This window comes from Rummeliibacillus pycnus (genome assembly GCF_002884495.1).
In the GTDB taxonomy this organism is placed as follows: Bacteria; Bacillota; Bacilli; order Bacillales_A; family Planococcaceae; genus Rummeliibacillus; species Rummeliibacillus pycnus.
This window is the reverse complement of record NZ_KZ614145.1, coordinates 16,883-31,689: the sequence shown is the minus strand read 5'-3', so window position 1 is coordinate 31,689 and position 14,807 is coordinate 16,883. Positions and strand designations below refer to the sequence as shown.

Genomic DNA, 14,807 nt, shown 5'->3' with positions numbered 1-14,807 from the left:
ATAAGGATGTATTGAATCCCCCGCCTTAATCAGTATGGTTTTTAACAGAAAAAGGATAGTATATTATAAATATCCATTAGAAATTCCTTTGTTAACACTATACAGATAGTGTTAACTATAGATATAGCAAAATAGACACAATATGACCACAAATTCGTGACACTTTGTACTAATTTTACCCTTCCATAATAAGAAACAGGTCGTATACTGTAAGGGAAGTTAAAAATCTTTTGGTTTTACCTAGGAGGAAGTTCATATGGAAGTATTAGATTTAGCTCGAATTCAATATGCAATTACTACTATTTTCCACTTCTTCTTCGTACCAGTTTCAATTAGCATGATTTTCTTTGTTGCCATTTTTGAAACGATGTATGTATGGAAGAAGAAGAAAATTTACTTAGACATGTCCCTATTCTGGGGAAAGATTTTCTTACTATCTTTTGCAATTGGTGTTGTAACTGGTATATTACAAGAATTCCAATTCGGGATGAACTGGTCTGAATACTCTCGCTTTATGGGGGATGTATTTGGAGCGCCACTTGCAGTAGAAGCTCTACTTGCTTTCTTTATGGAATCAACATTCATCGGTGTTTGGATGTTTGGACGAAACAAATTGCCTAAATGGGTAATTGCATTATCTGCTTGGCTTGTTGCATTAGGAACTACATTATCTGCACTTTGGATTTTAGCAGCTAACTCCTTTATGCAAGAACCAGTTGGATTTAAAGTTGAAAATGGAAAAGCTGTATTAACAAGCTTTAGTGCTTTAATTACTAACCCTCAGTTGTTAGTAGAATTTCCACATACAATCTTTGGTGCACTTGCGACTGGTGGTTTTATGATTGGTGGAATTAGTGCTTACAACTTATTGAAAAAACGCAATACTGAATTTTTCAAAAAATCATTTAACTATTCAATGATTGTCGCTTGTATTGCCGGTTTCGGGATTGTCTTTTCTGGTCACTCTCAAGCACAACATTTAATGGAATCTCAACCAATGAAAATGGCTGCATCTGAAGCACTATGGAATGATTCAGGTGATCCCGCAGCTTGGACATTAATTGGTGATATTGATACAAAAAATAAAGAAAATAAATGGGAAGTCAACATTCCCTACTTATTAAGCTATCTAGCTTATAGTGATTTTAATGGTTCTGTCGAAGGTATGAAAACACTTCAAGCAAAATACGAAAAACTTTATGGAGATAACGTCAATTATATTCCTCCAGTTAAAACAGTATTCTGGAGTTTCCGCATAATGGCTGGATTCGGTGGTTTAATGGTCCTTCTTTCATTAATGGGATTATGGTTCGCAAATCGTGGATCAATTGTAAACAAAAAATGGTTCTTACGTTCAATGATTGGCGCAATTACATTACCTTTTATCGCCAATACTACAGGATGGATTATGACTGAAATCGGTCGTCAACCATGGACTGTATTTGGCTACTATACTACAGCCCAATCTATTTCGCCAAATGTTTCAAAAGGGCAAATTTTATTCTCAACTATTTCATTTAGTTCTGCTTATGTCATTCTAGCAATCATTATGATAATGATGGTAGCACGAGTAGCAAAACAAGGACCAGACATAATCTTAAAAGAAAACGTCAATACAAAAGTAGATTTAATGGACAAGGAGGCGTTTGGAGAATGAGTTTAGAAGAATTATGGTTTGTATTAATAGCTGTTCTCTTTGTCGGATTTTTCTTCCTAGAAGGGTTTGACTTTGGCGTTGGAATGTCAACACGCTTACTTGCTAAAAATAAACACGAACGAGAACAAATTCAAGCAACAATCGGACCTTTCTGGGACGCAAATGAGGTATGGTTGATTACAGCGGGCGGTGCATTATTTGCAGCATTCCCTAACTGGTATGCTACGATGTTCTCAGGTTATTACACATTATTCGTTATTCTTCTACTCGTCTTAATAGCTCGCGGTGTGGGGATTGAATATAGTCATCACGCAAAATCAGATCAAGGTAAAAACTTATGGTATTGGCTATTCTTTATTGGTAGCGTAGCAGCACCATTCTTATTAGGTATGCTATTTACTAGCCTTGTTCGTGGTATGCCAATTGACGCAAAAATGCATCTCTATGGATCATTTTCTGATTTTGTGAATGTCTACTCATTGGTTGGTGGACTAGCTGTTGTATTACTTTCATTGGTACATGGATTAACATTCATTGGTTTACGTACAACTGGTGATGTTCGTAAAAGAGCCATTTCTTTGTTAAATAAAGTGTATATCCTACTTTTTGTCGGAGAAGTGATCTTTGCTGTATTATCTTACTATCAAACAGATCTATTTACTGTACGTCCAGTGGCAACACCATTATTATTAGGATTAACCGTTCTAGCAACCGTATTAGGTATGCTATTTGCTAATAAAAAACGTGAAGGCTTCGCCTTTACATTCTCAGGCCTTGCGATTGTATTTGTTGTATCTATGCTGTTTATCGGGTTATTCCCACGCGTGATGATCAGTTCAATTGATCCATCCTTTAACTTAACAATTGAAAATGCAGCAAGTGGACATTACACATTATCTGTTATGACAAAAGTAGCTTGTACATTACTTCCATTTGTATTAGGCTACCAAATTTGGAGTTACTACGTATTCCGTAAACGTATTAGCCCTAAGAAATAGGTGACATACATGATTGACAAAGCGCTATTTAAACTCAGCAGAATAAAAGGAACAATGGTTTACTTATTGATAATGAGTTTTCTACAAGGGACCTTTACGATTCTTCAAGCGATTTATTTAGCGAAGACAATTACAAACTTATTCCATAAGGAGCAGCTGTCTGATCAGCTGCTCCCTATGTCATTATTTTTTGTTTTCTTCGTTGCAAAGCATGTCGTAGTTTACTTTAGAGAAAAACATATGACACATTTTTCTATAAACAAAGGTTCAGAATTACGCAAACAACTAACAGCCAAATTATTTAATCTCGGCCCTAATATTACGGCAACTGAAGGGACTGGGAATATGGTGACAATGGCATTAGAAGGTATTTCAAATGTAGAACAATACATTAAACTATTCCTTCCTAAAATAGTGAATATGTTTGTCATTCCAGTTATGATTTTCATCTATACCTTAACACTCGATTCTCGATCCGCCATCATTCTCTTGCTTGTTCTTCCTATTTTGATCTTCTTCCTTATATTATTAGGAATTGCTGCAAGAGCTAAGGCAGATAAACAATATGAAACGTATCAAGTGTTATCAAATCACTTTGTAGATTCACTTCGTGGTTTACAAACTTTACGCTTTTTAGGATTAAGTAAAAAATATGATCGTAATATTCGTAATGTCAGTGAGCAATATCGGAAAGCAACAATAGGAACATTAGCAGTAGCATTCTTATCAACATTTGCTCTAGAATTCTTTACAAGCCTTTCAGTTGCAATTATCGCTTTATTTTTAGGTTTAGGTTTAATTAAGGGTTCTCTAGTGTTATTGCCATCGTTAACGATTTTAATTTTAGCTCCTGAATATTTTGCACCGATTCGTGAATTTGGCGCAGACTATCATGCAACATTGGATGGGAAAAATGCATTTACAGCAATCTCTTCTGTTTTAAATCGTCCATCATTGAAACAAGATACGTCAACAATTTCAAAATGGGATGAACAATCCACAATGATGATTAAAAATATAACCATTCAATATGCGGAAACAAATGCACCTTCATTGAATCAAGTATCTTTTCATTTAAAAGGCTATCAAAAAGTTGGGATAATTGGCGCAAGTGGTTCGGGTAAATCTACTCTTATCAATGTATTGAGTGGTTTTGCTGAACCGAATTCCGCTGACATTGAGATCAACGGGAAACCTGTTCAATCATTCGCAAACAATGATTGGCAAAAACAAATTTACTATATTCCACAACACCCTTATCTGTTTCATGATACCGTTCGTAATAATATCGCCTTTTATACAAAAGATGCCACAGAAGAGCAAATAAAAAAAGCATGTGAACGCGCTGGATTGACAGTGGTAATCGACTCACTGTCAAATGGGTATGATGAAATCATCGGTGAAACAGGCCGTGCATTAAGTGGTGGTCAAGAACAACGAATCGCACTTGCAAGAGCTTTCCTCGATCATTCTAGAAAGGTTCTACTGTTTGATGAACCAACAGCACATTTAGATATTGAAACAGAATGGGAAATTAAACAACGTATGCTCCCACTATTTGAAAATCGATTGGTATTCTTTGCAACACATCGTCTTCACTGGATGATGGATATGGATGTAATACTTGTTATGAATAAAGGTAAAATTGTCGAACAAGGAACGCACGAAGAACTCCTTGCCAAAAAAGGCTATTACTACGAATTAGTTCATCAACAATCCCATGGAACGGAGGCGTAATATGATGACGACAAAACATCCTAATATCCTCAATCATGCATGGGTAAAACCTTATGTTCAACAAAATAAAAAGCTACTGGTACTCGTATTCTTCTTAGGAACAATGACATTTATTTGTGCAAGCGCATTAATGTTTACATCGGGTTACTTGATTTCTAAATCAGCTACTCACCCTGAAAATATATTATTGGTATATGTACCGATTGTGCTTGTTCGTACTTTTGGTATTTTCCGTCCAGTATTTAACTATGCTGAGCAATTAACTAGCCATTCATTGGTTTTAAAGATTCTTTCAAAAATGCGTGTCCGTTTATATCAAAAGTTAGAAACACAGGCTTTAACGCTTTCTAAGCGCTTTTCAACGGGCAATTTACTGGGTGTTTTAGCAGATGATCTTGAACATTTACAAAATTTATATTTAAAAACCGTCTTTCCTAGTATTTTCGCCATCATTTTATACATCATTGCAATTGTTGCATTAGGATTCTTCTCAGTTCCTTTTGCACTACTGATGGCATTACTATTGTTTGTTCTTGTGGTGATTATTCCTCTTATTTCGTTACTAACAAACCGTAAACGAATGATTCAAATGAAAGCACTTCGAGGCGAATTATATACATCTCTTACTGATGCAGTGATGGGTTTAAGTGATTGGAAAATTAGTGGCAATCAACAAAAATTTTTAACTGCCTATGAAGACATTGAACAAAGACAAGACGCACTAGAATATGCTATGAATACATTTAATCGCCGTAGAAATTTATTATTCCAGGCAATTATTGCGGTTATGACATTACTAATGATTATCTTTGCTGGAATAAGTGCAAATGCTGGTGAATTCACACATATCTGGATTGCAGCATTCGTATTAGTGGTATTTCCTTTAGCAGAATCTTTTGCACCTGTTTCTGATGCTGTTAGTCACTTACCTAATTATGAGACTTCTTTAAAACGATTAGATACGATTGAAGTAGAAGATGAAAACATTGCCTCTTTAAAAGAGCAAGTCTTAAATTTAAAAGATCAATCTTTAGCAATTTCAATTAATAATGTTACTTTTAAATATGATGGAACCCATCAAGATGTTTTACATCAAATGAATTTACATTTTCAACAAGGCGAAAAAATTGCCATCTTAGGGAAAACAGGTTCAGGGAAAAGTACATTGGCCAAATTAATTTTAGGTGATCTTAAACCAACAAAAGGCTCTGTTAAAATAAACGAACAAGATACTTCTACAATCCATGAAGATATTGCTCTTATCGTAGGTGTTCTTGAACAAAAGCCCCATTTATTTGACACAACTGTTATGAATAATATCCGTTTAGGGAATGTTCATGCCACCAATGAGGAAGTAATAGAAGCAGCCAAAAAAGTACAAATGCATGATTATATTGAATCCCTTCCTCATGGATACAATACTCGAATGCATGAACTGGGTGAACGTTTCTCAGGAGGCGAACGGCAAAGAATTGCTTTAGCTCGGATTTTGTTACAAGATACACCGATCGTTATTCTTGACGAACCCACTGTAGGTCTTGATGCAATTACTGAAAAAAAATTAATTGATACCATCTTGAAGTCTTTAGAAGGTAAAACGATTATTTGGATTACTCACCATCTAACTGGCGTCGATCAAATGGATCGTGTTATTTTTATCGATAATGGTACGGTTTTCTTAGAAGGTTCACATCAAGAATTGCTACTTAATAATTCTCGTTATAAAAGATTATACACTTTAGATCATCCTATTCATTAAATTGTAAAAGCTCCCGATTCTACAATTCGGGAGCTTTTTAATGGGCAATTGTACTATTTCATCTCTAAAATACTCTCATATTATGAATAATAATCAGAAAATTCAGGAAGCGGTGAAGTACGTGCATCTGTTTACTTATATGTATTTAGCTGGTTTACTATTAGGGCTAGTTATTGATGCAATTACGTATTTATTTCCAATAAAATTAAGCCACGGTAATAGAATTTCAACTAACTTTATCATATCGATTTTACTATTTATCGTTTGTCTATTAGTTGGAGGATTTACTGGTATTGCTATTGGTTTTCTGAGTGTAGGCATCTACACAACAGCACTTTTATTAGCTTTATTTGGCTTAAAGGTATCTTGGAAAAAGAGTGTATATATCGTTATTATTTTGATTGTTGCTGTCGTTTATTTGATTTATCTTATCTAAAACAGATGGAGGCTTCATATGAAGACCTCCATTTTATTGAAATAAAAAACCGCGATTACTAAAATTTAATCGCGGTTTATCTATATAAAATCTCCAATATAAATATTGGAGATATGTTATATAAAGTTCTCTCGAATTTATCATGAACTGTTTCAGTAAATTTATACTGAAGAGTACTCAATTTTGCTTGCTATATTTAGTTCTGTACAATTTAAATAAAAATATTTTTCCTTCACAATTTTTCACGAGACAAAATTCTCTTTTGAATGATACAATATAGTAATCAATATTATTCAATCTATTACTGATTGTAATGATTGATCAAAAGGAAATGGATAAATAAATCTTCTCAATATGATCTTACTAAGATCTCCTAAAAACGTATCTTCCTCTTTTTTCTTATTCAGGAAAATGGATAATCTAAAAACGATAAAAATACATTATTTTTATCAAAAAAATCATATATAAACTTTGTTGAAAGATGATATTTCACTATGTATTAGTTAGATATTCATAAAATTTATACATTTATTTCACATACAGATATTACTACTATTGTATTCTATAGATAGAATTACAATTAAATTAAAGGAGGATTTTCTTTGAATAAGAAGGTTATTTTTTTTGAAGTGCAGGGTGGCAACGACAAAGGGCCAGATGGCTATAGAAAAGATACAATGCCTATGGTTCATGCTTTACAACAACGAGGGCAAGATGCAGAAGTAATTTTCTATGACATGACTAAACAACAAGAAATTTTTGATTACGTAAAAGAAAATGCAATCGCTTATGTCTCTCGGATCAACCCTGGAAATTTAAAAGATGAATCTGCTTATTTTTCTATGTTACGCCAGCTTTGCAAAGAAGGCATCATCGGAATGCCCCATCCTGATGCAATGATTGGTTATGGAGCGAAGGATGCTTTAGTAAAATTAGCAGATACTTCTCTTGTGCCAAGTGATACGTATGCTTACTATACAATCGAAGAATTCAAAAATAATTTTCCAAAATCTTTAGCAAACGGCATACGTGTGTTAAAACAAAATCGTGGTTCGACAGGTGAAGGTATTTGGCGTGTCCAATTAGTGGACGAACTTGAACCAGAAAACACAGAAGTCCCACTTAACGCAACAATTAAATGTACGGAAGCAAAAGATAATCATGTAGAATACTTTGAACTAGCTGCTTTCATGGATTTTTGTGAACAGTATATTGTTGGTGATAACGGAATGCTCGTAGATATGCAATTTCTACCACGGATCAAAGAAGGAGAAATTCGCTTATTCATGCTACATGATAAACCCGTTAATGTTGTTCACAAAAAGCCTGTTGAAAGCGAAGATTCATTTAGCGCGACATTATTTTCTGGTGCAAACTATCGATATGATAAACCGGAAGATTGGAAAAACCTAGTTGATTTCTTTCTAAGCAAATTGCCAGTTGTCATGGATCGTTTAGGCGGTTATGATTTACCACTTATTTGGACTGCAGACTTCATATTAGATACAGATGAAGCAGGAAATGATCGATATGTACTAGGAGAGATGAACTGTTCTTGTGTTGGCTTTACTTCTGAATTAGAATTAGCACAAGATATTGCTGATGAAATTATTTTTAAAATAAAAGAACATACTTTACAATCAATCTAGAAATTAAAATTAATAACGCGAATTCCAAAACTGGAATTCGCGCATCCGATTATTTCCGCATTGCTTTTAAAATAAAACTTATAATCGCAATTAAAATAATCGCACCAATTAGAGCCGGAAATATATAGAAATCACTTATTTTTGGTCCCCAAGCGCCTAATAATTTTCCACCTATCCAAGCACCTATGATACCTGCAATAATATTCCCAATAATACCACCTGGTATGTCCTTGCCCAGTATTAGGCCAGCTAACCAACCTAAAATACCTCCAATGATTAAAAACCAAATGAAACTGAACAAAATGGCATCTTCCTTTCTTTCGGCTCAATTTATCTTGCCACATCACTACAAATTTAAACTAAGTATTTTTTATTATTTTTGGAAAGAAAGGTGTATGTATAAATCTCTATTTTACAGGTACGTCAAGCGTAGGAAAATCGGAATTTGAATCATTATAGTGCCACCACTCAGAGCTAATTGCAGTAAAACCTGCTTCTAACATGATTTCAGTTAAAAACTCCATATTTTGTTGAGCTTTTTTAGAGTTATTGGGATAGCTACGTCCTGCTTTTTCCGAGAAAGAGTCAAATTTTGTTGGCATTTTTAATTCTTTTCCTTTACGATCAACAAGTGTTACATCAACACTAACACCTTTACTGTGTTTTGAGTCCTCTAATGGGTATGCTACATACATATGGTTTTGTATCTTATACCACATTTCCCACTGTACACTTAAGGGACGATACGCATCCCAAATTTTAATCTTATAGCCTTTTTTGTTTGCTAATTTATTTGCTTTTTTTAATTTTTTGGCCGTTGATTTTGTCATTAATGCTTTTGCTTTTTTTGGATATAACCTATACCCCATAAAATTCTTTTTTGTCGCATAATGCAAATCAATAACAAAACCATCTTTTTCTGTTAACTCAACTAATCCAGCTTCCTTATAATTGACAGGCGCAATTTCTAAATATTTTCCAGGCGCCCAGCCAGACCCAATATTCCCTTTATAATTTATCTTATACCAGCCTTTATAGAATTCAGTTGCTTTAACGAAAATTCCTTGATCAACTTGATCAATTTTAGAATATTTTACACCAGCGCCTTTACGGATATTCATCTGACTAGTTACTTTATATATTTGATCAATATGTTTAATTGTTGATAGAGATGATTCCATTTCTTTAGCCAACTCCTTCCAATTAATTTACACTTCCATAATTTACTTATTTTAATTATTTTACTTTTCCTGATAAATCAACGCAACTTTTGAATCAGTATAATTTTGATATTTTAATAGGAATTACTAGGTTTCATGAAACGTTCACAGAATTTTTTATTTTGTAAGCACTATACTATAACTATTGATAGAGTTTCGATAAAATAGAGATGTATTAAATATTGGAGTGAATAAAATGTCAATTGCATGGATCGCTATTATGCCTGTTGTTATACTTACAGTGTTATTAGCAATTGTTTTAATCTTTTTTGTAGCAAAAAATAATAAAAAAAATTCACATAAAACAATTGATCCAAAGCCAACTGAGAATTTTTACAACCACCAAAAGAAAGAAGAGATGAAGTGAAAAAGCTCTTAATCTTACCTATTCGCTTCTACCAAAAAGTGATTTCACCTTTAAAACCACCAAGCTGTCGCTTCTATCCAACATGCTCAAACTATGGCATTGAAGCAATCGAAAAACATGGTGCTATAAAAGGTGGGTACCTAACCATACGTAGGATTTTACGCTGCCAACCATTTTGTGAAGGTGGCTATGATCCCGTTCCTGAAGAATGGCCTCCAAAAAAGAAATAACTTTTTGGAGGTTTTTTCTATTGTTTTTTTTATAGAAATCTTGTATAGTAATTATTGTTCGAATCAAATCGTAATGATTACTATTTAAGAGGTGTGAAAATGAAAAAAATCTTCTCCATTTTTCTTGTTGCCTTATTAGCTGTTTTTACTGCAGCTTGTGGTGCAAACAAAGAAGCTGGAACATCTAAAAATAATACCGGCAAACTAAAAATTTACACAACAGTTTATCCGCTTGAATATTTTACACAACGAATTGGTGGTAACTATGTTGAAGTATCGTCCATCTATCCTCCTGGATCTAACGAACATACTTTTGAACCTACCCAAAGAGATATGATGAATGTAGCAGATGCAAATTATTTCTTTTTTATCGGATTAGGCCTTGAAGGATTCGTTGAGAATGCAAAAAAATCCTTACAAAACGAAAATGTAAAGTTCGTTGAAACAGCTGCGAATGTATCAAAAGACAAGTTGGCTGTTAGCACAGGACATGATGACGAAGATGAGCATACGCATGCTACAACCGATCAACATAGTCATGAAAATAATCATGTAGATCCACATGTTTGGATGTCACCTATCATTAGCCAAGATTTAGCACTTTCAATTAAAGATGCGTTGGTCAAAGCACAACCTAATCACAAAGCAGAATTCGAAAAAAACTATCAATCACTTGTTAAAGATCTTAAAAACTTAGATAGCGATTTTAAAACAATGGCTAACAAAGCACCAAATAAAAATTTCTTTGTCTCACATGCTGCATTTGGCTATATTGCTGGAACTTATGGACTCAACCAAGTCTCTGTGGCAGGCTTAAATTCACAAGATGAACCATCTCAACAAAAACTAACAAAAATCGTCGATCAAGCAAAAAAAGATCACATTCACTATATCCTATTTGAACAAAATGTATCTTCAAATTTGGCAAAAGTAATTGAACAAGACGTGGGTGCGAAATCTCTTACACTGCATAACCTAAGCGTATTAACAAATGATGACATAAAGAAGCATGAAGATTACTTTACTTTAATGCATAGAAATATAAAGACATTTGAGAAAGCTTTAGAAAAATAAGATGGTAGTCCTGCAAATTTTGCAGGGCTTTTCTTATGAATTGTAAATTGCTACATTCAAATCGATTATCCTAAAAAAGCCTTCAACATCCATACATGCTTTTCTAAACTTTGATAAATAGAATTTAATAAATCCTCAGTCATATGATCATGATTGTTTGCTGCTTCAGACATACCAGCTTTTAGATTGCTCATTACTGTTTCAAAATCCTGAATTAGTGTTTTAACCATCTGTTCTGCGGTTTCACTACCTACTGCTTCTTTAATTTCTGAGATCTCCAAGTGCTCTTTTAAAGTTGCAATAGGCTGTCCATTTAGAGCTAATATTCGCTCGGCTATATGATCCAAATGTTCTGATGCCTCATTATAAAGCTCCTCAAATTTAAGGTGTAGTGTAAAAAACGCTGATCCCTTCACATACCAGTGAAAGTTGTGTAGTTTCATGTATAAAACAGACCATGAAGCTACAAGCTGATTTAATTCTTTTTGTAAATTTGACATATAGATACACGCTCCTATCCATTGTAAACCTACTACGCTTTTACTATTCCACAATTCGAAGCGTGCTAAACAATAAATAAAAGCACCACACTTATGATTTCTAAATTTAACAAAAGACATACTCTTATTTTTGAATAAACTCATTCATCAACGTACAAATTATCAAATAACTTAATAAATGAATGATCAAAAAACGTTAAGGGAGATATGTATTAAAATGGCGTATATTTTACAAGTAGATTTCAAAATGAACGGACCGTTTGGGGACAACATGGCAAAAGAATTTGAAGGACTTGCACGAAGTATTAATGATGAAGACGGGGTTATTTGGAAAATTTGGACAGAGAATGCTGATACAAAAGAAGCTGGTGGTATCTATTTGTTTAATACAAAAAAGAACGCAGAAAAGTATCTTGAAATGCATACTAAACGTCTTACAAGCTTCGGAATTACTCAAATAAGCGGTAAAATTTTCGACATAAATAAGATTCTTACGAATATTAACCATGGTCCAATTGATGTTTTAGAGGAATAGCTCTTACGATTAAAGAGCTATTCCCTACATAAATTGAATGAAACAAAAGATTTAAATAAACATCTCCAATATCCCGATAAATATAAGGATCACGCCTGATATGATCGTAGAGTACTTTCCGATAAATGTTTTTGAAAGCAGAAGACCAAAATGGCCACCAATTGCAAATGTTAAAATCGAAAAGAAACCAATAGAAATTACTGTCCAAATAGCTGAAATCCCATTTGCCCCGATGGCTATTCCACTACCTAAACAGTTTATCGATAAGATTAGTCCTAACACTAACGCTTCCCTAAAAGATATGATATTATTTCGATCTTTATCGATTCCCTCTAAGTTTTCTGCTGATGTTGTAGAAGAAAATTTATACGAAATTATCGTATATAAACCTATGATACATAGCAGAAGATTACCTACAAAATATGCTTTGTTAGGTGCGATAAATTCAATAAGTGTACTCCCAATCATTATAGATAAATAAGTAACGATCATCGACATGGCTGCTATTGTAACATTTGAAGTAAGGGGTACCTTGGTATTCTTTACACCATAAGAAAGCCCAATTCCTAAGTTATCTAAATTTGCAGCAATTCCAATCAAAATAATGGTGATCCAATGCATAAAATCCTCCCTGTAACGATTCAGCTATTCATCTCATCATATGCAGAGATTCAGTTTTGCGCTAACCCATCTTTTATCTCCATTTCACTACAGACGGCAGATTTTAAGGAATCGCTAGCTTTCAAATAAAATCCACATCAATAAAAAAAGGACCTAGAAAATGTTTTTTCTAAATCCCTTCTTTTATGCAATTAAATATCTCGTTCCCACCATATAAACAATATAAATTCCAAAAGCAATTAGTATAGCTTGACCAGGTTTTACCCAGTTGGTAAGTAAATAAATGCCTCCTACCAAAACAACCATACCCACAGCTCCCACAATACCATTACGTTGTGTCATGTGAAAATTTTCGGCTGTCATATTATGAACTTGTAAATTTAAATTCATCAAAGTCAAAATAGGTAAAAGCGTAATAACACCTGATAAGAACAAATACTTCGACTTACTTAACATAGCGGCAAGCATCATCACTGTGCCACCAATGATAAATTGGATCACATATCCCACAATTTTAGCTCCTAACGACAATCTTGATTTGTTGCCATTGTAATGGTATTTTAGCCATAAGTAAATTAAATGTTTTGCATAGTATATATAGAAAACCTTTATAGATGGTGGTAATGATATGTCACTCAATAAAATAAAGGCTTTTGTGACAGCTGTTGAATATGGCAGTCTAACAAAAGCTGCGAAAAAACTTGATTATACACAACCCAGTATTAGTCACATGATTAGTAGCTTAGAAGATGAATATGGATTTTCTTTATTAATTAGAGGGAAATCTGGGGTATCACCTACAGATAATGGTCTTGTTTTATTACCGATTATGCAGGATCTATTGAAACGTGCCCAACGATTAGCTGAAACGATAAATGAAATTAATGGAATGGAAGTTGGGAGAATACGAATCGGAGCCTATACTAGCGTTTGTGTTCACTGGATGCCTACAGTACTAAGCTTATTCAATAAAAAGTTTCCTAAAATTCAAATCCAATTATATGAAGGAAATTCACAAGAGATAAAACAATGGCTAGAAAATGGTAAGATTGACTTTGGAATCGGTACAACCCAAATCATTCAAAATTCTAATTTTATACCTTTGAAGAATGATCGAATGTTAGCCATATTACCAAACCATCATATATTAGCAAACCATCATTTAATAGAGCTGAAAACATTTGCAACTGAACCTTGTATCATGCCTTATGAGGATTCACACCATGATGTTCAATTCATCTTTAAAAAAGAAAAAATCTCACCTAATATCGCTTATCAAATTCGCGGTGATGAAGCAATTATTGCGATGGTTAAAAAAGGATTAGGAATTAGTTTATTGTCCGAGTTACTTATTAAAGAACATTTACCAGAGATCTGTGCAAAGCCAATTGAAGGAAACTATATACGCACAATTGGTATTTTAACAAATTCATCTGTGCAAAGCTTATCCCCTTCAAGTAAAAAATTCATTCCCTTCTTACAAGAATGGGTACAAAAAAATGGATAAAAAAGAGAAGGATATGCCCCTTTACGAGACATATCCTCTTCCCCTTATTGATTAGAAGCTTCTTCCTTATTTTTCATAACTGAATCATTCTTTTCATACTGGTATTTTACAGAGAAAATTACACTTATTGCAATAAGTACATAAGAGATCTCTATAATTGCACAAAATCTTATAAAGTAACCTAGAGTTGGCTGGATGAGGTTCTCTGCTGTAGTCAAAAAAATGGGAATATATAAGAACCAAGTAAATAGCGTTAGAAACCATTGAATGTCATGGTTTACCTGAGGACTTTTATAATTAACCATTGTTAAACAAATGAATTGAACTGCCATTAAAAAAAGGATTGCTAACATCATTGCTATACTAATCTTTTGAGTCATTAAAGTTGTAACCAATAAAATTACTTCGCCAGTAACTAGAACATATACACTGTTTTTCATTTTGTATGATTCACTTTTAGTAATAAAACTCCCCCCTAGATCGTTCGCCAATTTTCTAACCTTACCTAAGGCTTTTC

17 protein-coding genes are annotated in these 14,807 nt (G+C 33.6%); 11 read left to right on the top strand and 6 right to left on the bottom strand.

Annotation, left to right across the window (positions count from 1 at the left end):
* The first annotated feature begins 256 nt into the window (after positions 1-256).
* The 6 genes from CEF14_RS00255 to CEF14_RS00230 all read left to right on the top strand — a co-directional run bounded on the left by CEF14_RS00255 (position 257) and on the right by CEF14_RS00230 (position 8,236).
* Positions 257-1,657 carry a cytochrome ubiquinol oxidase subunit I gene (locus CEF14_RS00255; RefSeq protein WP_102690974.1) on the top strand — a complete coding sequence of 467 codons (1,401 nt, stop codon included), beginning with the start codon at positions 257-259 and terminating at the stop codon, positions 1,655-1,657.
* Positions 1,654-2,655 carry a cytochrome d ubiquinol oxidase subunit II gene (gene cydB, locus CEF14_RS00250; RefSeq protein ID WP_102690973.1) on the top strand — a complete coding sequence of 334 codons (1,002 nt, stop codon included), beginning with the start codon at positions 1,654-1,656 and terminating at the stop codon, positions 2,653-2,655. Before CEF14_RS00255 ends, cydB begins: the two co-directional genes overlap by 4 nt.
* A 9-nt stretch (positions 2,656-2,664) precedes the next feature.
* On the top strand, positions 2,665-4,392 hold the full coding sequence (gene cydD / locus CEF14_RS00245) for a thiol reductant ABC exporter subunit CydD (RefSeq protein WP_102690972.1): 1,728 nt from the start codon (positions 2,665-2,667) through the stop codon (positions 4,390-4,392).
* Positions 4,393-4,417: 25 nt separating this feature from the next.
* The gene (cydC, locus tag CEF14_RS00240) at positions 4,418-6,151 is read left to right on the top strand and encodes a thiol reductant ABC exporter subunit CydC (protein WP_407690466.1); all 1,734 of its coding nucleotides are present in this window, start codon (positions 4,418-4,420) and stop codon (positions 6,149-6,151) included.
* Positions 6,152-6,233: 82 nt separating this feature from the next.
* Complete coding sequence (locus CEF14_RS00235) at positions 6,234-6,587, top strand: hypothetical protein (RefSeq protein WP_211284542.1); 354 nt, start codon at positions 6,234-6,236, stop codon at positions 6,585-6,587.
* Between the two features lie 602 nt (positions 6,588-7,189).
* Positions 7,190-8,236, top strand: coding sequence for a Cj0069 family protein (locus tag CEF14_RS00230; RefSeq protein ID WP_102690970.1), 1,047 nt, complete (start codon positions 7,190-7,192; stop codon positions 8,234-8,236).
* 49 nt (positions 8,237-8,285) lie between these two features.
* Here CEF14_RS00230 and CEF14_RS00225 read toward each other — a convergent pair whose 3' ends face one another.
* Together CEF14_RS00225 and CEF14_RS00220 are read right to left on the bottom strand one after the other, a co-directional pair.
* The gene (locus tag CEF14_RS00225) at positions 8,286-8,537 is read right to left on the bottom strand and encodes a GlsB/YeaQ/YmgE family stress response membrane protein (RefSeq protein WP_102690969.1); all 252 of its coding nucleotides are present in this window, start codon (positions 8,535-8,537) and stop codon (positions 8,286-8,288) included.
* 106 nt (positions 8,538-8,643) lie between these two features.
* The gene (locus tag CEF14_RS00220; RefSeq protein WP_102690968.1) at positions 8,644-9,417 is read right to left on the bottom strand and encodes a M15 family metallopeptidase; all 774 of its coding nucleotides are present in this window, start codon (positions 9,415-9,417) and stop codon (positions 8,644-8,646) included.
* 235 nt (positions 9,418-9,652) lie between these two features.
* Here CEF14_RS00220 and CEF14_RS18840 point away from each other — a divergent pair, with 235 nt between their 5' ends.
* The 3 genes from CEF14_RS18840 (at position 9,653) to CEF14_RS00210 (ending at position 11,127) form a co-directional block, all read left to right on the top strand.
* Positions 9,653-9,823, top strand: a complete 171-nt coding sequence (locus CEF14_RS18840; RefSeq protein ID WP_170061388.1) for a hypothetical protein — start codon at positions 9,653-9,655, stop codon at positions 9,821-9,823.
* The gene (gene yidD, locus CEF14_RS00215) at positions 9,820-10,053 is read left to right on the top strand and encodes a membrane protein insertion efficiency factor YidD (protein WP_102690967.1); all 234 of its coding nucleotides are present in this window, start codon (positions 9,820-9,822) and stop codon (positions 10,051-10,053) included. The genes CEF14_RS18840 and yidD overlap by 4 nt, the downstream gene beginning before the upstream one ends.
* A 99-nt stretch (positions 10,054-10,152) precedes the next feature.
* The gene (locus CEF14_RS00210) at positions 10,153-11,127 is read left to right on the top strand and encodes a metal ABC transporter solute-binding protein, Zn/Mn family (protein WP_102690966.1); all 975 of its coding nucleotides are present in this window, start codon (positions 10,153-10,155) and stop codon (positions 11,125-11,127) included.
* Positions 11,128-11,192: 65 nt separating this feature from the next.
* Here the strand turns inward: CEF14_RS00210 and CEF14_RS00205 are convergent, their stop codons facing one another.
* Positions 11,193-11,627 carry a Dps family protein gene (locus CEF14_RS00205; RefSeq protein WP_102690965.1) on the bottom strand — a complete coding sequence of 145 codons (435 nt, stop codon included), beginning with the start codon at positions 11,625-11,627 and terminating at the stop codon, positions 11,193-11,195.
* Positions 11,628-11,844: 217 nt separating this feature from the next.
* Here CEF14_RS00205 and CEF14_RS00200 point away from each other — a divergent pair, with 217 nt between their 5' ends.
* Positions 11,845-12,162, top strand: a complete 318-nt coding sequence (locus CEF14_RS00200) for a monooxygenase (protein ID WP_102690964.1) — start codon at positions 11,845-11,847, stop codon at positions 12,160-12,162.
* 51 nt (positions 12,163-12,213) lie between these two features.
* Here CEF14_RS00200 and CEF14_RS00195 read toward each other — a convergent pair whose 3' ends face one another.
* Together CEF14_RS00195 and CEF14_RS00190 are read right to left on the bottom strand one after the other, a co-directional pair.
* Positions 12,214-12,783: a manganese efflux pump MntP gene (locus tag CEF14_RS00195; RefSeq protein WP_102690963.1), complete on the bottom strand. Its 570-nt coding sequence runs from the start codon at positions 12,781-12,783 to the stop codon at positions 12,214-12,216.
* Positions 12,784-12,966: 183 nt separating this feature from the next.
* Positions 12,967-13,293 (bottom strand): GlpM family protein, encoded by a 327-nt coding sequence (locus CEF14_RS00190; protein ID WP_102690962.1) that lies wholly within the window; start codon positions 13,291-13,293, stop codon positions 12,967-12,969.
* A 118-nt stretch (positions 13,294-13,411) separates the two neighbouring features.
* Between CEF14_RS00190 and CEF14_RS00185 the strand changes: the two genes are divergently transcribed.
* Complete coding sequence (locus CEF14_RS00185) at positions 13,412-14,290, top strand: LysR family transcriptional regulator (protein WP_102690961.1); 879 nt, start codon at positions 13,412-13,414, stop codon at positions 14,288-14,290.
* A gap of 44 nt (positions 14,291-14,334) precedes the next feature.
* Here the strand turns inward: CEF14_RS00185 and CEF14_RS00180 are convergent, their stop codons facing one another.
* On the bottom strand, positions 14,335-14,730 hold the full coding sequence (locus CEF14_RS00180; RefSeq protein WP_102690960.1) for a hypothetical protein: 396 nt from the start codon (positions 14,728-14,730) through the stop codon (positions 14,335-14,337).
* Positions 14,731-14,807 lie beyond the last annotated feature (77 nt).